3 protein-coding genes are annotated in these 19,901 nt (G+C 52.7%); all 3 read left to right on the top strand.

Annotated features, from left to right (window positions below):
* The first annotated feature begins 570 nt into the window (after nucleotides 1–570).
* The 3 genes from ACOJUN_RS17885 (at nucleotide 571) to ACOJUN_RS17875 (ending at nucleotide 19,200) form a co-directional block, all read left to right on the top strand.
* Nucleotides 571–9,240: a hypothetical protein gene (locus tag ACOJUN_RS17885; protein WP_422133268.1), complete on the top strand. Its 8,670-nt coding sequence runs from the start codon at nucleotides 571–573 to the stop codon at nucleotides 9,238–9,240.
* A 190-nt stretch (nucleotides 9,241–9,430) separates the two neighbouring features.
* Nucleotides 9,431–18,631, top strand: a complete 9,201-nt coding sequence (locus tag ACOJUN_RS17880; protein WP_422133267.1) for a hypothetical protein — start codon at nucleotides 9,431–9,433, stop codon at nucleotides 18,629–18,631.
* A complete protein-coding gene (locus tag ACOJUN_RS17875) occupies nucleotides 18,589–19,200 on the top strand; it encodes a hypothetical protein (protein WP_422133266.1) in 612 nt (203 codons plus the stop codon). The genes ACOJUN_RS17880 and ACOJUN_RS17875 overlap by 43 nt, the downstream gene beginning before the upstream one ends.
* Nucleotides 19,201–19,901: the final 701 nt, after the last annotated feature.

Here is a 19,901-nt window from a genome sequence, read left to right as displayed (position 1 = left end):
CCATCACTGAACGAAGAGCCCTTTAAAAAAAGGGGTATTTCGCTCACGAGCATATCTGGAATGGGATGGGGCAGGATTGCCAGGGAGCAGCTAGAAAGAGCTAAGGTAAGTGCTCTTTTGCAAAAAATGTACGCAAATGGAATTATTCCTAATCCTGGAGATTATTTTAAGGTAGACGATATAAAACTGCCAAAAGAAGCATTCAATCTAGTTAAAAGAGTCGTAGAAGAAATCAGTATTGGCGATCTATTTAACAAACTGAGTTCTATTGGACTAAACGGATACACCCATCATAAAATACTTTTCAGTAGAGCTTTATTTTCTGAAAATAGGGCTGAAGCTTCATACCTTAATGATTCAATCGAGCCAATAATGTTGGAGGCTCTCCCAAATAACCTACTGCTCCAAAAAGTAATTAAAGAAACCATACTTTTCCACACGCTTTTAGAAAAACTTAAAAAAAATGAAATAATCAAACAAGTACGCATACCACAATTACAGGAGACTTTGAAGGAATTCTATAAAAATAAAGCTGCTGTCTCCAGCGATGAAATCGTTAAAGTATCAATAATGTTAACAGAGCTTTCATATCATAACGGGGATTTTGACTACCGGATTCTCTCCAGTCTAGGTTATGACGCTTTTGAAAGATTAAAAAAGACCCATGCCAGAGCAATTAGCTCAATTACCGAGAAGAATGGTTTCTTAGCGAACAATCCCTTCTATAGCACGATTTCTTATGGCAATGATTCTGACCTGCCAGAACCAAAGTACAAACGAGCATACGACAAGTTCATAATGATTAATCTTCATGACATTCCGGAAAATATAGAAGAATCTTTGAGAAAGTGTTATAGACTTTATAATAATTACCGCATTCAAGATAGCAGCTCTGTTCTGTACGACTTTGTTGAATCTGATGCAATGCAAAGGCAAGAACTTAGTATAATTGCAGGAAAACCATTCAAAAATATTGGCGAAGACACTAAAGTATTCATTACTGGAAGTCTTGATTTCTCTGGTACCGAGTCGAGTGCCGTTAATCACATCAACTCCCGATTCTTAGTGAAAAAGCTATTATCAGTTTTAAGTAAAGTGATCCCTGAGAATACCACCGTACAAAACATAGCATTCTCTTTTGATAACTCCGCACAAGACATTCCAGATGTTGAAGGTGTATTGGCTGCTGGTCAGAGAGATTATGTTATACCTGAAGTTCTGAGGGAGCTGGCTAAAAAAGGTATCCATGCAAATTCAGCTGTTGCAGTTCGGGGATACTTATCCGCAGGCGTTCCACGGCAAACCACCGGTGGTGATCCTAACAGGCCGTCAACCTCAAGAGATGCGCCCGATCCTGAACTCAACCGTATTGTTTTTACCCGGAATGAAGACGACACCGTTACTTACGTAGCCAAGTTCGGGTTGGACTCCCTTGACCCTGATAATGAATTTACTCGCAGACCCAACATTGACATTTCCGAATCCATGTTCGCAGATCAGTTGTTCGAATCCGTAGTCGCTGAGAATTCCCAGCGTTCGACCGATCCCAGACTCGCGCCGGATTCAGCTGCAGCTCTTGTCGAAATGATGTATGCCGGTGACAGACACCGGGATGGTTCTGCCTCTGCCGGATCCGAAAACAGAGTGCCCACTTCCACAGGCCGCCGTGAGTTTATCGACAATAGAAAAGATGCCAGCAAATACTCATACTACACAGATTTCCAGGCAGCGATCTATTTTGGATTAGTGCAGCAACCGCCGACTGAAAATGCTGCTTTCATTCATCCGCATGAAACAGAAACCAGGCGTTTGAGAGAAACACTCCAAATGGCGATGCAATCTTCCTCTTACACTGAGTGGCTTGCGCGCTATGAAAGACGTTTTACCAATGATCACATGAATCAGCTTGAGCGGGAGATAGAACACTTCAAAAGTAATGAAGCAAAGGCCAAGGCCTTCGAAAACATCAAAAACCAAGTACAGAAAGGCTCATACTATATTCACAATGTCGATATTGAAACGCCGAAAGGTGCCGCCGAAATTAACGCAGAATTCAAAAATGATTTCGACAACGTACATGTTCTCCCGGTCCCGCCACAAGGGGCTTGTCGCAGGCCTCGAAGATCAGCCGGTGCCGGCAGCTGCGATGCTCGACGCAAAAACCTGGAGTATGCCCTCCGGTTACTTTCCGGCTTCAAAACCCAGCTCCGTCTTGGCAACGACAGGAAAAAAACGGATATCGCCCTGATCAAACCCGCCAACGAAGATGAGCGCTGGCTGCAGAATTTTTTCACCCGGTTTCGTCGCCTGGAAGGCAAGGACGCATTGGCTCACGCCCGGGGCATGCACTCGGTCATTGCCCTGGACGAAGATTCGTTTACCCGCGCTCAACAGCAGATAAAAGACGGCACCCTGAGTGGTCAGCCCCTGTTGCTGAAAGCTACCCCCGCTGCCGGTTATGTGCTGCTCACACCCGATGGCCGGGTTCAGTCGGCCATCGCCGGGGGAGACGGCAACCGCGTCACCGTTCTCGGTCGGCCAGCCAGACTGATTGCCCATGCTTTGACGACACTGGTCGACTTTACCCCGGACCGCTACATCGCCACCCTGACCGTCAGCGATCTTGCCAGCAGCAACCAGTCCCGCGGAATCACAGCCCTGAACGCCCTGAAAACCTTTATGACCCGCTCGCCCACCCATGGCAAACCCCTGGTCGGCAAGCTGATTGTCGAACCCAGAAGTGGCAGCCCCCAGGTTTTCAAACGACTGGTGAAAGATATCCAGCATCTGATGCCGAAGGACCGCCCGGCGATTGAAAGCCTTGTGCTGCGCTCCCCGGGCACCGGACAACCGGAGTACCGGTTGCTTCCCGGCGAAAAGACTGTGCTGAGGTCGCCCCGGCCATCGGATTCAAATCCCCCGCTCCGCTATTTGCCGCCCAGCCACCTTTCGGTTCCGGTGCCGCCCCGGACTGAAGACAGCCTCTCAAGTGTGGCCTCTGAACGAGCCGAATTCAGGCAGCGGCTGCTGGAGTTTGATACCGCCCTGGGGGACATTAAAGCCCGGCACTCACTCGCCGACAGCATGGCTCCCCAACTGGATACCCTTCGTCGGGATGGCCGTGGCTGGCGCATGGACTTTATGGAACCCGATACCCTGACCCGTAAGAACATCCGGTTTACCTCCGGTGCCTTTGATCGCTTCCGGGGCTTTCTCCAGGGGACGGGTCGTCAGGGATTCCGGGTCAAAGGAAAAAAATCTTCCACCAACGGACTGGAAAAGCTCAGGTCTTTTATAGGCCTTTACGACCTGATAGCAGGGCTTTCCCCTGTGGGACACCATTACAAAAACCCCCCGTCTCAGAATATGACGGACACCCAACAGCAGATTTATACCGGGCGCCAGACGCTTTTTTATACGGCTGTGGCATTGCAAGGGATTGAGATCATCAATCTCGGGCGACAGGGGATCAAGACAATCATCCCGGCCATCCGGTCGTCATTGCCCCCCGGTCAGAAACCACCAAAGCTACCCGATATTTCCGGGTCGGGCAAGTTGCCCGGCGGTCTGAAAAAAGTCGGCAGGCTGGGTAAAAAAGTCGGTCGTTTTGTGCCCATACTGGGTCTCGCCGTGCCGGGAGCCAGTCTCACCCTGACCCTCATTGAGTACGAGAACGAAGAGGACCCGGAAGTCAAGAAACTCATGGAATCCATGGTGACCTTTGAGTGGGTGGATACCTATGTCTCCGTCATTTCAGAGTTCCTCGGGCCAGTCGGGGCATTTATTGACGGGATCATGCACTACGTCAGGGGTATTTTTCAGGAGAACTATAAAAGGAAGTTAAAAAAGCTGGCCTACAAAAAGTTGCAGGATGCCTCGGGTGAGGCTGCCAAAATCTTTGACCTGATCCACGCCCAGCTGGACCCCAAAAGCTTCCTGGCCAACAAGCAGACCCTCAATGCCTTGATGAGCGAGGATGGCAAAAGTCTCCTGCCCCTGAACATCCGGTCTATCAACCTGGCGAACCAGACCCTGACCTACGGTGGCGTCTATTCATTCAAGCCAACCTTAATCGCCGGGAAAAAAGACGACTGGAAACAGAAAAACTGTGAGAAGATACCCTATGTACCTAAGGCTCCTTTACGGCACTGCGCCAGCGACATCAACCGGATCGAATACTCCCCTGACACCTTTAACCTGATCGACGATGCCCTGGCGACATTGTGCCGGACGGAGTCGCGTTTAACCGGGTATCAATGCTCAGACGGGGTATTCCGCAACCTGGGGCAGATGAGCGATAAAAAGGTCATTTTAATGCCTTCTGTACCCCCGTGGGAGGTCAAGCTCCTCTACAGTCCCTTGGACCAGACCTCTCTGGGGAGTGCGCCAGACAGCAGTTCCCCCGGTGCGAAACTTCTGGATGCTGTCAGCGACAGCAAGCTGAAACGGTTATACCAGAAAAAAGTGAAAGACACCCGGTATACCGAGTGCGACGGGCATGGCTCATGTGATGACATCAGCTACGACTATAAATACCTTGGCCAGATGTTCACCCATACCGACAGTTTGAAATACCGTCGGTCAACCAGCAGACTGTATCTCGATAACAAGGATCACGTCGTCGTCTTTCGCGAGGTCTCATCGACATTCTCCCGACTTCTGAAGTATGACGTGTATAGTCCTGAAGGGGCCAACAAAACCTACGCCCTGATATCCAACGGTGAACACACTATCCACCTTCACCCCCAGGGGCAGACGGCCTCTACCTGGGTGTTGAACTACGACGGCAAGCTCCCCTATGCCTGCATTACTGAGCGGGATGACCAGGTACAAAACTGTCGGTCCTGGGTGAGCCTGTCCTATGAAGATAACCGGGACTTCAAGCTGGGTGAGACCCTTTTCCGATTTCCTGAACCAAGACCACACTCCTGGTATGAACAGGCTCCCTCGTATAAAGTAGTGGCCCGGGATCCCAACGCACAGTTTGAGTGGCGGCTGCTGGATCACAAAGTGATTCAGCGCTTGTACGACAATGGAGGAATGAATGACGGGCCATCAAGGGCGTCGAAACTGAACAGAATCATGAGCCGTTACACTGCGGCCAGCCGGTTCCTGCCGCTGGAGCTGAAAGACTGCGACTTCTCACCTCAGATCCGTGCACGCTGTATGGCCGGAGCGCCGAACCGGTGGACCACAACCACATCCGGGTGGTCACCCAAAATACCGAACCGGTGGGAGATGAACGGTGCCCTTGACCCACTACCCAAGAGCAATAATCGGCAGAACCCAGCCTGGTTACAGCACCAGCGGGACTGTGACCGACAGGTTAATGAGTATCTCAAGAAACCCTACCGCTGCTTCCCTGGCAAGCTGGGACTGGCCGAAGCAGACTGGGATCAGTTGGGCCGGGTCCTGCTTTGGTACGATACCCTTAAGCATCAGGAAATCCGGCTCATTGCTGCCAGCGCCCAGGTGCAACCGGTCCAGCTGCAACCGGTCCAGGGAAACCCGGCTACCGGCTACTATTTTTTTGACTCCGCCAACGGCCAGGTGTTATTTCAGAATAAAGAGGCACTGACCCGGGAAATCAGGCACTTCGATGAGTTGAGTGCCCGCTCGTTTGGCCGCCATGTCTCAAAGATAGTGCCGAACAAAGATGAGTCACAATTGCTGGTATTTGATGCCCCCTATTATTACCTGTTGACGGCCAGCCCGTCCGGTCAGCTGGCTCACCAGGTGATTGCGGCAGAAACCCTGGATGGCCAGCTCAGTGTACCCCCTACCCCACCTGCAGTGGCATCTGACACAACGACATCCGACCATGGGCTGATTCCCTTGCAGGATGTCGATAGCTACGGCAGCCGCCGTCTTCTTAGAACCGGTTTTTATGACGACGCCACCCGAAGCTATATTACCTTCCTGAGCAGCCTGCTGGATGGCGACATGCCAAACAATAGAAACGACGGAAGCCGTTTACGGACGATCAATGAGCGTGTCCGCAGGGCACTGCGTGAAGAGCACCTGCCGGTCCACAAGGTGGTGGTTCGGGGCCAGACTGTTTACTACATTTTGTTCAGTCGGCACTCCGGCAAACTGTATTACTTCAGCACCGACGTGAATCGCCCCGGTGGTATCCAGCGGCTGAACTCCGGTTTCCATTTGATCCGCCCTGCAGGCGAGAAGCGAGCGCTGGAAAAGGCAGAAGTAAAGGCAAAGATAGCCAGAGTCGGCGTCTTCAGGCATGTGCAGGCGCACTCCGGCAGCCTCCTGGCCGATACCAACGGTGGCTACCGGCTGTGGATACCGGACAAGGCCTGGGATAACACCCGGGTGGTCAGCGAAAACCTGTCGGTGGAGTCAGGACCTTTTAAGAACTGGCAGGTGGAAGCCACCGGGCAGATCGTCGCCAAGTCGAACGATACCCTGAGTGTGCACCAGTTCACCCCCCAGTCTGGCCTGATGGTGGACAGCCTGAACCTGGGCAAGGTAGTCAACCTGATCTTCGCCAAACTGACCATAGAACACCCCGGTACAGCCTGGACCACCACCAGTGCCCGTTTTTTCATCCGTGAGCTCAAGAGTCTGCTGCGAGACCGGCTGAAAGGGGCCCGGGAGGGGTTCTCGGCCAAGGTGGGGCTGGTGCCGCTGAGACCCATCACCGCAATCATCGACCACCCCCTGTTCAGCGCGATCAGGCAACTGGACGTCTGGTACTACCCGGACAGCGACACCCTGCTGGCAGCCAACACCCGTGACCAGTTTGAAGTCATGGTGAACGACGACGGCCAACTGCTCGCGCTGTCGGACACTCGCAAAGAGGAGGCTTTCGAGTTTTTCCGACAGCCTGATCAGGGCGCCAAAGGCCATCCCTTTTGTGGTGAGGCCGCCGCCGCTTCGCTGACCGGGATGCCCAGTGAGTTCGATGACCAAATCTCCGTTCCCTGCCGTTACATGGCTAAGCGTATCGACTTGAGGGGTAGCCACCACTGGGAACACGGTGCCCGGGCGTGGCGCATCCAGACACCGACGGCCCAATACCTGGCTAACCGGGAGCATCTGGCCCTGGTGGCGCTGGACCTCAGCCTGATGGGACCCAGAAACACCACCGGCAGGCTGGTCTACTGGACCCGGCAAGATTTTAACCAGGCCATGGGATCTCTGCCAGCGGGCATACGCCAGAAGGCTGACACCGAACTGATCGCCCTCACGCTGCGCTCTGGCTATTCCCCAACCCAGGTAGCCTGGATGGATTACCAGGGCCAGAGTCCCCGTAAACAGAGACTGTTGTTCGGTTTGCCTGGCAAGGAGCACGGCGTTCAGCAAGTGATTGGCAGCGTCCGGAAGTTCTCGCTCCCTCCGTCAACGAGCACGGTCGTTTATAACCGGAACAACCAGACGCTGTACCGGGTCACCCAAAAGGGTTACCAATCACTGGGCACCTTTGGCAGGGTCGCCGTGATGGCCGAGGGTCTGCTGCTGTCAGGAACCCCCGGAGCCGACAAGATCAAACTGGAAACGTTGCGGCTGGACACTTACTACCAAGAGCATCGGGTGGCCTTTGTCCGGAACGGTACCCGACAGCGGTTCGGGATCATGGTGGAGAGCCAGGGTGGGTCCGACGTGATTAAACTGGATGAGACAGACTTGTCATTTTTTGCCCGAATCCTCATCCATCCCGGCCTGGCTGAAGAAAGCATCACCAAGCACGACAGGGCACAAACCCGCATTGAACTGAATGTATCGGCCTTCCTCTTCCTTGCCTGGCGCCGGGGTCAGAACCTGGTGCTGTCCAACCGGTTTACCACCGGCGATGCCGAGATCGAGATTCAGCAGGTCTGGGCCAGACAGCACGACCAGTTCCTGCAACCCACAACGCTGGTGTTCAATGACCTTGAGCTGTCATTATCCGACCTTGCAGCACGGGTGACGGACTCAGGTCAGGGGGTCGTCCTGCCACTCACGGTGAGCAGCCTCGTCAGGAAGGAACGCCTCCGATTCATCAACGCCACAGCCAGCAACCCCCTGTACATCCAGCAGGACCAACCCGTAAAAATCGTCACCTACCAGGCGATGGACGGGATTAAACTGACACTGGAACCCCTGAACGCCACATACGTCAGACGTCAGGTGTTTATTACCGTCACAGGACAGTGGGGCTGGGAGCCGGGCAGTGTTCAGGTGAGCGGGCCGAAACCCGACAGCGGTTACCAGTCATGGCCGTTTCTGCCCTCCGTGATCAGCTCGTCCGCCGTCGGTAACAGGACAGCGAGACTCTGGGGCAATAGCCGCAGTAATATTCTGTACCTTGGCGCCGACGCCCGACAGTGGTCACTCCGTGGATGGGGCGGTCATGACCTGCTGCTGCTGGGAACCTCAGGCAACATCGCAGCACGGCCAGAAGTGCTGGCAAACCGGGGCGACCAGTGTGACAACCGGAGGCTGGATACGCCCGGCAACAGCAGCCTTTGGCAGGCCATTCTCGACTGGACCCGCCCGCTGGTCGGCGGTGTTGGCAATGACGTCTATGACCTGCGGGCGTGCAGGCCAGCCCGCACAATCGACAGCCATGGCAAGCATTATGTTCTACTGTCGTCCGGGTCTAAGGCGGATTTACGACGTTTGTCGGGTGATAACAGCACCGCACTGTTCTTTACCGACCTGACCCCGGAACAGGTGGCGTTCAGCCAGTGTAACCCGCAGGTGCAGAGCAATCTCACCCGCAGCAGCAACTTTACCCGCAGCAGCGCTTCCCTGCCATTGGAGAGCCAAACCTTCAGGATCATCAATACCGGCACTAACCAGACACTGGCACTGGTGAAACCGGAGGTGCTGGCCAGTCTGCACTTTAAAGGTGGACAAGTCAGCCTGAACCCCATGGCTATGATCAACAGGAATGACAGCAAGTTAGCCATGAACGACAGTGACGGGGGAGAGAATGAAGCCGTGACCTTTCTGAACAAAATCATTCGCAGAGGGCAACGGCTGGTGAATTACCTGTGCAGCCTGGCCGGAGGTGAGAAAAACAACATTGGGTCGGAGAGTGAGCGGCCAGTAGGAACAAGCCTGAATAATACGGAACTTTACCAGCACTACCAGCGACTGGTTCAGGACCTCAGTGCCCTGTCAGGCAATCGCAGCAGCGAGAGCCCGTCGTCTATGCCATCGGAAATCAAGGGAATAATGCAGAACCTGACGACTCCGCTAAATTTGACGACGATGGTCAAGGCTGAACAACATTAAAAATTCCCTATCATTAAAATTTAATACGACACTTTTATTTTATATAACTGAAAAGAAGGTCACCTTCTCAATTACGAACTACACTGCACGGTGCAATCTTTGAGCATTTAAAGTCCTCTGAGCACGCCAGTGAAAAGACAAGTATCACCCCCCTCTGAAAACCATGCAGTTCAATCTACCAGGAGTTATCATGCCATCTATAACCAATAAGGTACATGTTGCTATTGTCGATGCTATTGAAGGTTGGGAGCGTATTTGGCTGGCAATATGGGCCTGGGCGAACCCGAACCATGACATCTATGTATGGGCTCCCAAAGCCTTGATATACAAAAGAATTTTATATTCGTTGCTGTATTCTGAGAGAATGCAACAAACGATTGAAACAGATTACCCCGCTGATATTGCGCGGTTGAGGCGTAGTATCTGGCAAAAAATCGATACTTTTATGGGTGAAAACGTTGATGTAGAAAGATTGGATATAATGAAAGCCGATTTTTCAGACAGTGTAAAGAGGTCGTTTACCACCCAATGGAATAAAACCATCAATGTGTTAAATCAAATTCAAAATTCCATTAGCAGGGCTTATGTTAGAGGAGATACTTCTGCTTTTGAACGACAACACAGTGAATATATTAAGTACACCTTAAGCCTTAAAAAAACTGTGATAACCGCAAGAACTATAGGGTTTTCTCATTTATTCTCTGATGGAGGGGTCTATTTTGATAAAGGACTGCTACCAGCACTGAGGCTTGCGCCCTTTGAAAAACAGGGCATTTCGCACGCGCCTGTGTCGGAAGGGGGATTGGACAGTAGTGAGAGAGAGCAGCTAGAAAGAGCTAAGATACATGCTATTGTGCAACATATGTTCAAACGTGGAATCATTCCTGATCCTGACCGTTTTTTCAACACAGACGATATAAACCTGCCACAAGAACAATTAAATCGAATTAGAGCTGCCGTAGAAATAACCAATATTAGCGATCTATTTCATAGACTGAGTAATCGTCAAAATATGAAGTGGGCTAGTAATTCTAAAATATTTTTCGGTAGAACTATACCTCCTAAAGACGAGATTAGAGCTGGACACCTCGATGATTCAGTCAAACCAATGATGGTGGAAGCTTTCCCAAATAACCCACTGATCAACAAAGTAATCCAGGAAGCCACATTTTTCCATAGTGTTTTAGAAAAATTTAAAAATAATAATGAAATAAGCAAAGAAAGACGCGTAACGGAGATAAACAAGACTTTGAATGAATTCTTTAAATATGAAGATCCTGCCGACAACAAAAAAATCAATGGAATTGCAATCATGTTAGCGGAGCTTTCATATAATAACGGGGATCTTGACCACCGGATTCTCGCTAAACTAGGTTATGACGCTTTTGAAAGAATAGAAAGCACCGATTACGGAGAAGAACCTTTAATCTCCCGAGTTAAGAGCTTCTCAGAGCAAAACCCCTTCTATAGCATGAACTCTGATTCTGACCTGCCAGATCCGGCGCACAGGCGACCATACGACAAGTTCATAATGATTAATATGCCCCCGACTAAGGACGATGGAAAGTCTGCAAGGCAGAGTTATGGAAAATATTATAGGTTTCGCACTCCAGCAGACAAGAACGTCTTGTATGACTTTTTTTATTCTGTTAAAAGGCAAAGACTAGTAATTAAAACAATTTTAGGAACACCATTCAAAAATATCGGCGAAGACACTAAAGTCTTCATTACTGGAAGTCTTGATTTCCCTGATATCGAATCGGATAACATTTATTCTATTCACTCCCTAAACTTAGTGCGAAGGCTATCAATAATCTTAAGCACAGTGATCCCCGAGAATACCACCGTACAAAACATAGCATTCTCTTTTGATAACTCTGCACAAGGCATTCCAGATTCTGAGGGTGTATTGGATGCTGGCCAGAAAGGTTATATTGTACCTGAAGTTCTGAGAGAATTGGCCAAAAAAGGTATCCGTGCAAATTCTGCTGTTGCAGTTCGGGGATACTTATCCGCAGGCGTTCCACGGCAAACCACCGGTGGTGATCCTAACAGGCCGTCAACCTCAAGAGATGCGCCCGATCCTGAACTCAACCGTATTGTTTTTACCCTGAATGAAGACGACACCGTTACTTACATAGCCAAGTTCGGGTTGGACTCCCTTGACCCTGATAAAGAGTTTCATCCCAGACCCGACATTAAAACTCCCGAATCCATATTCGCAGATCAGTTGTTCGAATCCGTAGTCGCTGAGAATTCCCAGCGTTCGACCGATCCCAGACTCGTGACGGATTCAGCTGCAGCCCTTGTCGAAATGTTGTATGCCGGTGACAGACACCAGGATGGTTCTGACTCTGCCGGATCCGAAAACAGAGTGCCCACTTCCACAGGCCGCCGAGAGTTTATCGACAATAGAAAAGATGCCAGCAAATACTCATACTACACAGATTTCCAGGCAGCGATCTATTTTGGATTAGTGCAGCAACCGCCGACTGAAAATGCTGCTTTCATTCATCCGCATGAAACAGAAACCAGGCGTTTGAGAGAAACACTCCAAATGGCGATGCAATCTTCCTCTTACACTGAGTGGCTTGCGCGCTATGAAAGACGTTTTACCAATGATCACATGAATCAGCTTGAGCGAGAGATAGAACACTTCAAAAGTAATGAAGCAAAGGCCAAGGCCTTCGAAAACATCAAAAACCGAGTACAGAAAGGCTTATACTATATTCACAATGTCGATATTGGAACGCCGGAAGGTGCCGCCGAAATTAACGCAGAATTCAAAAATGATTTCGACAACGTACATGTTCTCCCGGTCCCGCCACAAGGGGCTTGTCGCAGGCCTCGAAGATCAGCCGGTGCCGACAGCTGCAATGCTCAACGCAAAAATCTGGAGTATGCCCTCCGGTTACTTTCCGGCTTCAAAACCCAGCTCCATCTTAAAGCCGGCAGAGACAAAACGGATATCGCCCTGATCAAACCCGCCAACGAATTTGAGCGCTGGCTGCAAAATTTTTTCACCCGGTTTCGTCGCCTGGAAGGCAAGGACGCATTGGCTCACGCCCGGGGCATGCACTCGGTCATTGCCCTGGACGAAGATTCGTTTACCCGCGCTCAACAGCAGATAAAAGACGGCACCCTGAGTGGTCAGCCCCTGTTGCTGAAAGCTACCCCCGCTGCCGGTTATGTGCTGCTCACACCCGATGGCCGGGTTCAGTCGGCCATCGCCGGGGGAGACGGCAACCGCGTCACCGTTCTCGGTCGGCCAGCCAGACTGATTGCCCATGCTTTGACGACACTGGTCGACTTTACCCCGGACCGCTACATCGCCACCCTGACCGTCAGCGATCTTGCCAGCAGCAACCAGTCCCGCGGAATCACAGCCCTGAACGCCCTGAAAACCTTTATGACCCGCTCGCCCACCCATGGCAAACCCCTGGTCGGCAAGCTGATTGTCGAACCCAGAAGTGGCAGCCCCCAGGTTTTCAAACGACTGGTGAAAGATATCCAGCATCTGATGCCGAAGGACCGCCCGGCGATTGAAAGCCTTGTGCTGCGCTCCCCGGGCACCGGACAACCGGAGTACCGGTTGCTTCCCGGCGAAAAGACTGTGCTGAGGTCGCCCCGGCCATCGGATTCAAATCCCCCGCTCCGCTATTTGCCGCCCAGCCACCTTTCGGTTCCGGTGCCGCCCCGGACTGAAGACAGCCTCTCAAGTGTGGCCTCTGAACGAGCCGAATTCAGGCAGCGGCTGCTGGAGTTTGATACCGCCCTGGGGGACATTAAAGCCCGGCACTCACTCGCCGACAGCATGGCTCCCCAACTGGATACCCTTCGTCGGGATGGCCGTGGCTGGCGCATGGACTTTATGGAACCCGATACCCTGACCCGTAAGAACATCCGGTTTACCTCCGGTGCCTTTGATCGCTTCCGGGGCTTTCTCCAGGGGACGGGTCGTCAGGGATTCCGGGTCAAAGGAAAAAAATCTTCCACCAACGGACTGGAAAAGCTCAGGTCTTTTATAGGCCTTTACGACCTGATAGCAGGGCTTTCCCCTGTGGGACACCATTACAAAAACCCCCCGTCTCAGAATATGACGGACACCCAACAGCAGATTTATACCGGGCGCCAGACGCTTTTTTATACGGCTGTGGCATTGCAAGGGATTGAGATCATCAATCTCGGGCGACAGGGGATCAAGACAATCATCCCGGCCATCCGGTCGTCATTGCCCCCCGGTCAGAAACCACCAAAGCTACCCGATATTTCCGGGTCGGGCAAGTTGCCCGGCGGTCTGAAAAAAGTCGGCAGGCTGGGTAAAAAAGTCGGTCGTTTTGTGCCCATACTGGGTCTCGCCGTGCCGGGAGCCAGTCTCACCCTGACCCTCATTGAGTACGAGAACGAAGAGGACCCGGAAGTCAAGAAACTCATGGAATCCATGGTGACCTTTGAGTGGGTGGATACCTATGTCTCCGTCATTTCAGAGTTCCTCGGGCCAGTCGGGGCATTTATTGACGGGATCATGCACTACGTCAGGGGTATTTTTCAGGAGAACTATAAAAGGAAGTTAAAAAAGCTGGCCTACAAAAAGTTGCAGGATGCCTCGGGTGAGGCTGCCAAAATCTTTGACCTGATCCACGCCCAGCTGGACCCCAAAAGCTTCCTGGCCAACAAGCAGACCCTCAATGCCTTGATGAGCGAGGATGGCAAAAGTCTCCTGCCCCTGAACATCCGGTCTATCAACCTGGCGAACCAGACCCTGACCTACGGTGGCGTCTATTCATTCAAGCCAACCTTAATCGCCGGGAAAAAAGACGACTGGAAACAGAAAAACTGTGAGAAGATACCCTATGTACCTAAGGCTCCTTTACGGCACTGCGCCAGCGACATCAACCGGATCGAATACTCCCCTGACACCTTTAACCTGATCGACGATGCCCTGGCGACATTGTGCCGGACGGAGTCGCGTTTAACCGGGTATCAATGCTCAGACGGGGTATTCCGCAACCTGGGGCAGATGAGCGATAAAAAGGTCATTTTAATGCCTTCTGTACCCCCGTGGGAGGTCAAGCTCCTCTACAGTCCCTTGGACCAGACCTCTCTGGGGAGTGCGCCAGACAGCAGTTCCCCCGGTGCGAAACTTCTGGATGCTGTCAGCGACAGCAAGCTGAAACGGTTATACCAGAAAAAAGTGAAAGACACCCGGTATACCGAGTGCGACGGGCATGGCTCATGTGATGACATCAGCTACGACTATAAATACCTTGGCCAGATGTTCACCCATACCGACAGTTTGAAATACCGTCGGTCAACCAGCAGACTGTATCTCGATAACAAGGATCACGTCGTCGTCTTTCGCGAGGTCTCATCGACATTCTCCCGACTTCTGAAGTATGACGTGTATAGTCCTGAAGGGGCCAACAAAACCTACGCCCTGATATCCAACGGTGAACACACTATCCACCTTCACCCCCAGGGGCAGACGGCCTCTACCTGGGTGTTGAACTACGACGGCAAGCTCCCCTATGCCTGCATTACTGAGCGGGATGACCAGGTACAAAACTGTCGGTCCTGGGTGAGCCTGTCCTATGAAGATAACCGGGACTTCAAGCTGGGTGAGACCCTTTTCCGATTTCCTGAACCAAGACCACACTCCTGGTATGAACAGGCTCCCTCGTATAAAGTAGTGGCCCGGGATCCCAACGCACAGTTTGAGTGGCGGCTGCTGGATCACAAAGTGATTCAGCGCTTGTACGACAATGGAGGAATGAATGACGGGCCATCAAGGGCGTCGAAACTGAACAGAATCATGAGCCGTTACACTGCGGCCAGCCGGTTCCTGCCGCTGGAGCTGAAAGACTGCGACTTCTCACCTCAGATCCGTGCACGCTGTATGGCCGGAGCGCCGAACCGGTGGACCACAACCACATCCGGGTGGTCACCCAAAATACCGAACCGGTGGGAGATGAACGGTGCCCTTGACCCACTACCCAAGAGCAATAATCGGCAGAACCCAGCCTGGTTACAGCACCAGCGGGACTGTGACCGACAGGTTAATGAGTATCTCAAGAAACCCTACCGCTGCTTCCCTGGCAAGCTGGGACTGGCCGAAGCAGACTGGGATCAGTTGGGCCGGGTCCTGCTTTGGTACGATACCCTTAAGCATCAGGAAATCCGGCTCATTGCTGCCAGCGCCCAGGTGCAACCGGTCCAGCTGCAACCGGTCCAGGGAAACCCGGCTACCGGCTACTATTTTTTTGACTCCGCCAACGGCCAGGTGTTATTTCAGAATAAAGAGGCACTGACCCGGGAAATCAGGCACTTCGATGAGTTGAGTGCCCGCTCGTTTGGCCGCCATGTCTCAAAGATAGTGCCGAACAAAGATGAGTCACAATTGCTGGTATTTGATGCCCCCTATTATTACCTGTTGACGGCCAGCCCGTCCGGTCAGCTGGCTCACCAGGTGATTGCGGCAGAAACCCTGGATGGCCAGCTCAGTGTACCCCCTACCCCACCTGCAGTGGCATCTGACACAACGACATCCGACCATGGGCTGATTCCCTTGCAGGATGTCGATAGCTACGGCAGCCGCCGTCTTCTTAGAACCGGTTTTTATGACGACGCCACCCGAAGCTATATTACCTTCCTGAGCAGCCTGCTGGATGGCGACATGCCAAACAATAGAAACGACGGAAGCCGTTTACGGACGATCAATGAGCGTGTCCGCAGGGCACTGCGTGAAGAGCACCTGCCGGTCCACAAGGTGGTGGTTCGGGGCCAGACTGTTTACTACATTTTGTTCAGTCGGCACTCCGGCAAACTGTATTACTTCAGCACCGACGTGAATCGCCCCGGTGGTATCCAGCGGCTGAACTCCGGTTTCCATTTGATCCGCCCTGCAGGCGAGAAGCGAGCGCTGGAAAAGGCAGAAGTAAAGGCAAAGATAGCCAGAGTCGGCGTCTTCAGGCATGTGCAGGCGCACTCCGGCAGCCTCCTGGCCGATACCAACGGTGGCTACCGGCTGTGGATACCGGACAAGGCCTGGGATAACACCCGGGTGGTCAGCGAAAACCTGTCGGTGGAGTCAGGACCTTTTAAGAACTGGCAGGTGGAAGCCACCGGGCAGATCGTCGCCAAGTCGAACGATACCCTGAGTGTGCACCAGTTCACCCCCCAGTCTGGCCTGATGGTGGACAGCCTGAACCTGGGCAAGGTAGTCAACCTGATCTTCGCCAAACTGACCATAGAACACCCCGGTACAGCCTGGACCACCACCAGTGCCCGTTTTTTCATCCGTGAGCTCAAGAGTCTGCTGCGAGACCGGCTGAAAGGGGCCCGGGAGGGGTTCTCGGCCAAGGTGGGGCTGGTGCCGCTGAGACCCATCACCGCAATCATCGACCACCCCCTGTTCAGCGCGATCAGGCAACTGGACGTCTGGTACTACCCGGACAGCGACACCCTGCTGGCAGCCAACACCGGTGACCAGTTTGAAGTCATGGTGAACGACGACGGCCAACTGCTCGCGCTGTCGGACACTCGCAAAGAGGAGGCTTTCGAGTTTTTCCGACAGCCTGATCAGGGCGCCAAAGGCCATCCCTTTTGTGGTGAGGCCGCCGCCGCTTCGCTGACCGGGATGCCCAGTGAGTTCGATGACCAAATCTCCGTTCCCTGCCGTTACATGGCTAAGCGTATCGACTTGAGGGGTAGCCACCACTGGGAACACGGTGCCCGGGCGTGGCGCATCCAGACACCGACGGCCCAATACCTGGCTAACCGGGAGCATCTGGCCCTGGTGGCACTGGACCTCAGCCTGATGGGACCCAGAAACACCACCGGCAGGCTGGTCTACTGGACCCGGCAAGATTTTAACCAGGCCATGGGATCTCTGCCAGCGGGCATACGCCAGAAGGCTGACACCGAACTGATCGCCCTCACGCTGCGCTCTGGCTATTCCCCAACCCAGGTAGCCTGGATGGATTACCAGGGCCAGAGTCCCCGTAAACAGAGACTGTTGTTCGGTTTGCCTGGCAAGGAGCACGGCGTTCAGCAAGTGATTGGCAGCGTCCGGAAGTTCTCGCTCCCTCCGTCAACGAGCACGGTCGTTTATAACCGGAACAACCAGACGCTGTACCGGGTCACCCAAAAGGGTTACCAATCACTGGGCACCTTTGGCAGGGTCGCCGTGATGGCCGAGGGTCTGCTGCTGTCAGGAACCCCCGGAGCCGACAAGATCAAACTGGAAACGTTGCGGCTGGACACTTACTACCAAGAGCATCGGGTGGCCTTTGTCCGGAACGGTACCCGACAGCGGTTCGGGATCATGGTGGAGAGCCAGGGTGGGTCCGACGTGATTAAACTGGATGAGACAGACTTGTCATTTTTTGCCCGAATCCTCATCCATCCCGGCCTGGCTGAAGAAAGCATCACCAAGCACGACAGGGCACAAACCCGCATTGAACTGAATGTATCGGCCTTCCTCTTCCTTGCCTGGCGCCGGGGTCAGAACCTGGTGCTGTCCAACCGGTTTACCACCGGCGATGCCGAGATCGAGATTCAGCAGGTCTGGGCCAGACAGCACGACCAGTTCCTGCAACCCACAACGCTGGTGTTCAATGACCTTGAGCTGTCATTATCCGACCTGGCAGCACGGGTGACGGACTCAGGTCAGGGGGTCGTCCTGCCACTCACGGTGAGCAGCCTCGTCAGGAAGGAACGCCTCCGATTCATCAACGCCACAGCCAGCAACCCCCTGTACATCCAGCAGGACCAACCGGTAAAAATCGTCACCTACCAGGCGATGGACGGGATTAAACTGACACTGGAACCCCTGAACGCCACATACGTCAGACGTCAGGTGTTTATTACTGGCACAGGACAGTGGGGCTGGGAGCCGGGCAGTGTTCAGGTGAACGGGCCGAAACCCGACAGCGGTTACCAGTCATGGCCGTTTCTACCCTCCGTAATCAGCTCGTCCGCCGTCGGTAACAGGACAGCGAGACTCTGGGGCAATAGCCGCAGTAATATTCTGTACCTTGGCGCCGACGCCCGACAGTGGTCACTCCGTGGATGGGGCGGTCATGACCTGCTGCTGCTGGGAACCTCAGGCAACATCGCAGCACGGCCAGAAGTGCTGGCAAACCGGGGCGACCAGTGTGACAACCGGAGGCTGGATACGCCCGGCAACAGCAGCCTGTGGCAGGCCATTCTCGACTGGACGCGCCCGCTGGTCGGCGGTGTTGGCAATGACGTCTATGACCTGCGGGCGTGCAGGCCAGCCCCACAATCGACAGCCATGGCAAGCATTATGTTCTACTGTCGTCCGGGTCTAAGGCGGATTTACGACGTTTGTCGGGTGATAACAGCACCGCACTGTTCTTTACCGACCTGACCCCGGGACAGGTGGCGTTCAGCCAGTGTAACCCGCAGGTGCAGAGCAATCTCACCCGCAGCAGCAACTTTACCCGCAGCAGCGCTTCCCTGCCATTGGAGAGCCAAACCTTCAGGATCATCAATACCGGCACTAACCAGACACTGGCACTGGTGAAACCGGAGGTGCTGGCCAGTCTGCACTTTAAAGGTGGACAAGTCAGCCTGAACCCCATGGCTATGATCAACAGGAATGACAGCAAGTTAGCCATGAACGACAGTGACGGGGGAGAGAATGAAGCCGTGACCTTTCTGAACAAAATCATTCGCAGAGGGCAACGGCTGGTGAATTACCTGTGCAGCCTGGCCGGAGGTGAGAAAAACAACATTGGGTCGGAGAGTGAGCGGCCAGTAGGAACAAGCCTGAATAATACGGAACTTTACCAGCACTACCAGCGACTGGTTCAGGACCTCAGTGCCCTGTCAGGCAATTACAGTGTCGAGAGCCCGTCGTTTATTCCGTCAGCAAATCGGGGAACAATACAAAGCCTGACGACTCCTCAACCTTTAGCTACGATAGGCCAGAGCTGAACAACATTTACGACGCATTTATTTTTTTATAAATCCAGTCATTGAACTAAGGATGTAAATCAAGCCACTGCGATAGACCGGAAAGATGCGTAGTTTCCGTAAGGAGCATGGTGGAGTTCCGTACTACACTGCAGGATGCGGTTTTTGCGCATTTAGAGCTCTCTGATCACACCGTTGAAAAGTCAGGCATCACACCCGTTCGGGGAACCGTACGGGTTAATCTATCAGGTGTCATCATGCTAATATCCAAGAATATTCATTTCAGTATTGTCGGTCCTGTTAAAGGTTGGGAGTTTAGTATTCTAACAATATGGGCAAGGGTGAACCCGCACCATACCCTCCATGTATGGGCCCCTCAACGTTTGATATACCAAAAAATCCTATATTCGTTGCTGTTATCTGAGATAAAAGCAGAAGCTATTGAAAAAGATTACCCCAGAGGTATTGCTCAGTTGAAACGCAGCATCTGGGATAAAATTGATAGCTTTTTCGGTGAAAACCGTGACATAAATAATTTGGATATAATGCATTCTGTTTTTTCAGATGGTGTAAAGAAGGAATTTCTCACCCAATGGAATAAAACCAACCATATATTAGATCAAATTGAAAGATCTATCAGTAAGGCTCTCATCCATAGAAGCCTGGATAATTTTGACGGACCGACCGATAAATTTATCAGGTACACTTTAGGCTTTGACAAC

It is taken from the genome of Endozoicomonas sp. ALD040 (assembly GCF_049275945.1).
Taxonomy (GTDB): Bacteria; Pseudomonadota; Gammaproteobacteria; order Pseudomonadales; family Endozoicomonadaceae; genus Endozoicomonas_A.
Note: the sequence above shows the minus strand (reverse complement) of the source record. Positions and strands in the feature narration are given on the sequence as shown.

Bases quoted from the DNA above. Each gene is read 5' to 3' on its own strand.
- ACOJUN_RS17880 (WP_422133267.1), top strand. From the start codon at position 9,431: ATGCCATCTATAACCAATAAGGTACATGTTGCTATTGTCGATGCTATT.
- ACOJUN_RS17885 (WP_422133268.1), top strand. From the start codon at position 571: ATGTTAACAGAGCTTTCATATCATAACGGGGATTTTGACTACCGGATT.